Origin of the sequence: Onishia taeanensis, assembly GCF_013349955.1 — a bacterium.
Lineage (GTDB): Bacteria > Pseudomonadota > Gammaproteobacteria > Pseudomonadales > Halomonadaceae > Onishia > Onishia taeanensis_B.
Genome location: NZ_JABVXC010000028.1, coordinates 1 through 4270, shown reverse-complemented (window position 1 = coordinate 4270; position 4270 = coordinate 1). Strand labels below are relative to the sequence as shown.

General features: G+C 48.4%; 4 protein-coding genes and 1 pseudogene. 1 reads left to right on the top strand and 4 read right to left on the bottom strand.

Annotated features, from left to right (window positions below; genetic code table 11):
* The 4 genes and pseudogenes from HUS66_RS17250 to HUS66_RS17235 form a co-directional block, all read right to left on the bottom strand.
* Positions 1-132 (bottom strand): annotated as a pseudogene (locus HUS66_RS17250) (UDP-glucose 6-dehydrogenase); the annotation flags it as partial.
* A 112-nt stretch (positions 133-244) separates the two neighbouring features.
* The gene (locus HUS66_RS17245) at positions 245-1249 is read right to left on the bottom strand and encodes an NAD-dependent epimerase (RefSeq protein WP_175072426.1); all 1005 of its coding nucleotides are present in this window, start codon (positions 1247-1249) and stop codon (positions 245-247) included.
* 78 nt (positions 1250-1327) lie between these two features.
* Positions 1328-2311 carry a glycosyltransferase family 4 protein gene (locus HUS66_RS17240; protein ID WP_282847989.1) on the bottom strand — a complete coding sequence of 328 codons (984 nt, stop codon included), beginning with the start codon at positions 2309-2311 and terminating at the stop codon, positions 1328-1330.
* A gap of 157 nt (positions 2312-2468) precedes the next feature.
* A complete protein-coding gene (locus HUS66_RS17235; protein ID WP_175072424.1) occupies positions 2469-3566 on the bottom strand; it encodes a glycosyltransferase in 1098 nt (365 codons plus the stop codon).
* A gap of 367 nt (positions 3567-3933) precedes the next feature.
* Between HUS66_RS17235 and HUS66_RS18170 the strand changes: the two genes are divergently transcribed.
* Positions 3934-4140 carry a helix-turn-helix domain-containing protein gene (locus HUS66_RS18170; RefSeq protein ID WP_175072423.1) on the top strand — a complete coding sequence of 69 codons (207 nt, stop codon included), beginning with the start codon at positions 3934-3936 and terminating at the stop codon, positions 4138-4140.
* Positions 4141-4270: the final 130 nt, after the last annotated feature.

Sequence of the window (4270 nt, the reverse complement as noted above, 5' to 3'; positions counted from 1 at the left end):
AATCTCGCCCTCATGCAGGCGAGCGATCTTGTCGGCATCCACATCCATGCACATCACGTCATGCCCCACATCGGCCAAGCAGGTGCCGGTGACCAGGCCTACGTACCCCGTGCCGAAAATGGTGATTTGCATTCCTTTAACTCCCTTTCACACGTCTACCTACTGACTGTTCTTCTACTCAGCGTGCTACTGCCAAGACATAGCGTTGAGCCATTGATGCCCGTTCTTGATATAGAGGAAAAAATCAGGTCCGATAGTACTCGAGATACCAATCGACGAAGCGACGAGCCCCTTCTTCCACGCCAACCTTTGGCTGATAGCCTGTTGCCTCGAATAGCGCTTCAGTATCAGCGAAGGTCCGCGGCACATCACCGGGCTGCATCGGCATGAAATTGCATTCGGCTTTCCTGCCAGTAGCAGCCTCCACGGCACGCACGAAGTCCATAAGACTTACCGGACTACCATTGCCGATGTTGTATAGTGCATAGGGTGCACTGCTCGTGAACAACGCCTCTTTCGCTGTGCCAGTATCATTACGACCGGGTACAACATCTAGAATACGCACGACGCCCTCGACGATATCGTCGATGTAGGTAAAGTCCCGGGACATATCGCCATGGTTATAAACGTCGATAGGACGGCCCTCTAAGATCGCCTTAGTGAACTTGAACATCGCCATATCGGGGCGGCCCCAAGGGCCGTAAACCGTGAAAAAACGCAATCCAGTTGTAGGAATACCGTAGAGGTGAGAGTAGGTATGCGACATCAACTCATTGGCCTTTTTGGTAGCCGCATAGAGGCTGATAGGGTGATCCACGTTATCACACGTGGCGAAAGGTACTTTGTCATTAATGCCATAAACAGAGCTGGATGAGGCATACACTAGATGCCCTACGCTATAATGACGGCAGCCTTCGAGCACATTGAGATGACCGACCAGGTTGGTGTCGGCATAGACATGCGGGTTATCCAAGGAATAGCGCACCCCTGCCTGCGCAGCCAAGTGAATCACTCTATCAAATCCATACTCGGCAAACAGATCCGCCATACCGTCTCGGTCAGAGAGGTCGAGCTTACGAAAAGTGATATCGTCACAAGACGCAAGATCGTCTAGCCTCGACTGCTTGAGGGAGACATCGTAGTAGTCGTTGAGGTTATCAATGCCAATAATTTGATAGCCCCTGCCAGAAAGTTTCTTTGCAACAGCATGACCAATGAATCCTGCAATTCCCGTAATAAGTAATTTCATTTATATCCGCTCAAATCACGTACATTTACACCAAAACCGATCATTTGGCGCTTCCTTATAAAACATTGGAACGAAAACTCATCGGCCAACGAAAGCTTTTCCCTTGGTTGCAAGGTGATGGGCAGTCAATTTATATCGTTCAATAATCAGGTTCTCATCGAAATATGACTCAGCCATTTCGCGTGAAGCGTTTTTCATCTTTCGTCTTTCATAGATAGGGAGTTCAACGAGCCTGGACATGGCAGCCACCAAGTCATCGACTGACTTTGGCTGAACAAGAAATCCATTCTCGCAACCCTTAACGACTTCACGGCACCCTGGTGTATCCGATGTGATAATCATTTTCCCGGCAGCTGCAGCCTCTATAAGGCTTCTCGGTATACCCTCCGGATAATAGGAAGGCAGCACGACACAGTCGATAGACTCCAGCAGCGCAGGCATATCTTTGACGTGGCCAGCGAAGTGAATACCGGGCTCATCCTCCAGGGATGTTATCAGGGCTTCTCGAACGGCACGGTTCGACGTATCCTTCACACCTGCCAGTACAAACTCACATTCAGCTCCCTTCGCAAGCATTTGACGAGCAGCAGCGATATACTCCTGCACACCCTTGGGAGTAATGAGTCTCGCTGCCATGAGAAATCGAACATTTTCACTTTCATGATGATCAGGCTTAAACTTCGAGAGGTCGACACCTGAACCTGGTATGACTTCAGCAGCCCCTTTCCTGATGAAGCCAGCATTATAAAAGGCCTGATAATCATCTCTGTTTTGAAAATAGACATGATCGGCACGCCGGTAAAAAAAACGCACTAACGAACGATATGTATATCCAACGATGCCATCTAACTGTGATGCCACCCCCACACCCGAAACATTAGGTACACAGGGAATTCTGAGCATCCAGCAGGCCATCAAGGAGTATAAATTTGTCTTAGGGTTGAAGGAAAAAACTACATCCGGACGATGCCGCACCAATCCCCACAGCAATGAGAAAAGCGACATCAACTCTTTGATCGGGTTGGTACTGCTAGCATCAAGAAAAAAGGTATCTTCTGCCACCGACAGTTCTGTAAGGGTGGAGAAACTATCGCCTTTAGGGTATAAGCATCTCACACTGGAGAAAGACGAGAACTCTCTCAGCGTCGATTCTCTGAAGTTTTCCAAATACCAAGCACTGTTGGCCACAAAGCATACGTTCATTCAAAACCCCGAGCACTCACTTGATAGCATCACTCAAAACATTTTCCCACATATACATAACAGCGCTTTCGCTACAATTCTCTTCGATATACCTATTCGCTTCAACGCCCATCGCTGTGCGTTCGCTATCACCTACATGGAATAACTTTATCATCGCGGCACTCAGGCTAACAGCATCGAACCCTTTAGAAATAAAGCCCGACTTTCCATCTGCAATCATTTCAGGAACAGCACCCACTGGAGTCACGACAGATGGCAACTTGGAGGCCATTGCCTCCATCAAGGCATTGGGCATCCCCTCCCATCTCGATGGCAGAATAAAGGCATCACATGTATCCAGCACTGAATTGACAAAGTAAGAATGACCAAGGAAAAACACCTTACCGCCAAGGCCAAGGTCCGCTACCTTTTCTTCTAACGTGGTCCGTTCCTCACCCTCCCCCAACAAGAGTAATTGGCATTCGCCTGGTATTTTTTCACTGAAATCTTTAAAAGCCAAAACCAATTGATATAAGTTTTTTTGCTTACCGAGCCGACCTATATAACACCACCGAAAACCATTAGGCGCAGGCAAAATAATATCGCCTCGCTTCACTTCAGAGTATGAATAAATATTCGGAATGACCTCCATCTCACTCCAGAGACACTGCGGCAAAAGCTTATCACGAGCACTCCGCACATTGGATAATGTCTTATCTTCCAGCAGCGATGTCCACTTCACCAAAAGATCCCGTGACTTCGAACCATAACTAATATTTCTATATGATGAAATCACCTTGAGACGCAAGAACAGCCCAACCGCACGGCCAATAAGGGACGCGTAATACAAAAAACAGACCAGAACGTCAGGCCTCTTTTTTATCAAGAACTTTAGACTCTTCCTGAATGCATCGACTGCTCCCGTCACGCCAAGCGACTCAATGAGAACATTTTTATCAAGCAGGTCTAGGTAGGCATTACCCTCGCGCATCGTGAGAATTGTCACTCTATGCCCTTTCTTGACGAGGCCATTGGCAATGTAAACTAATTGACGCTCAGCACCACCTTTACTCATCGATCCAATAAAAAATGTTATTTTCATAAAATCACCAAAAAAAACATGAATGCCCCACATATTGCAAAGCACACCAGCTTATGATCAACCGGTCATCGCAACACATCACTTGGTGGAGAAACACTATGGCAAAGCGAGGCCGGCCCGGTGGACTCTCTACAAGCCATAAGTAGCTGCTCTGGGAGCATTGGAAATCGGGTCAGTCACTAAGCAATGCCTGAAAAATACTGCACTCGCCCATACGGCGTTAAAAATCAGCTCAAGATGCTCATTTACATCCCGTAAACTCCGCTCTTTCGCCAATTTTGCCTTGTCTGGCCTTCGCTCGTCGACTTTTCAGACAAAGCCTAAGTGAGATCAGTAGAGTACTCTGCTACCACCCAGGCTCGGTTCACCGGGTCTTGCCCCTGAGTGGTGGTATTGCGCTTTGCAAGCGCTCCAGGTCATCTGGCCACCTCTCTCTCGTGGCATCGCGGCCGGACTGTCGTTCAGATGTATTGCCCAGCGGATAGGGCATTCTGTTTCCACTGTGAGCCGAGAGCTTGCCAGGCATGGAGAGCGAGAACAATATCGCGCCAATACGGCAGGTGAGAGTGTATGGGCGAACACCAAGCGGCCTTGTCAACGCCAATGAAGGTTGTCCGCTTTTCATCAGTTCAGATTGTCCAGTTTATGTCATTGCTTTTCCATCGGAACAGATTCAGGCTCGTGTGAGGGGTCGTCCTCCTTCGTCGTTGGTGTCGTCACCAGACCGGCTCGTCGCT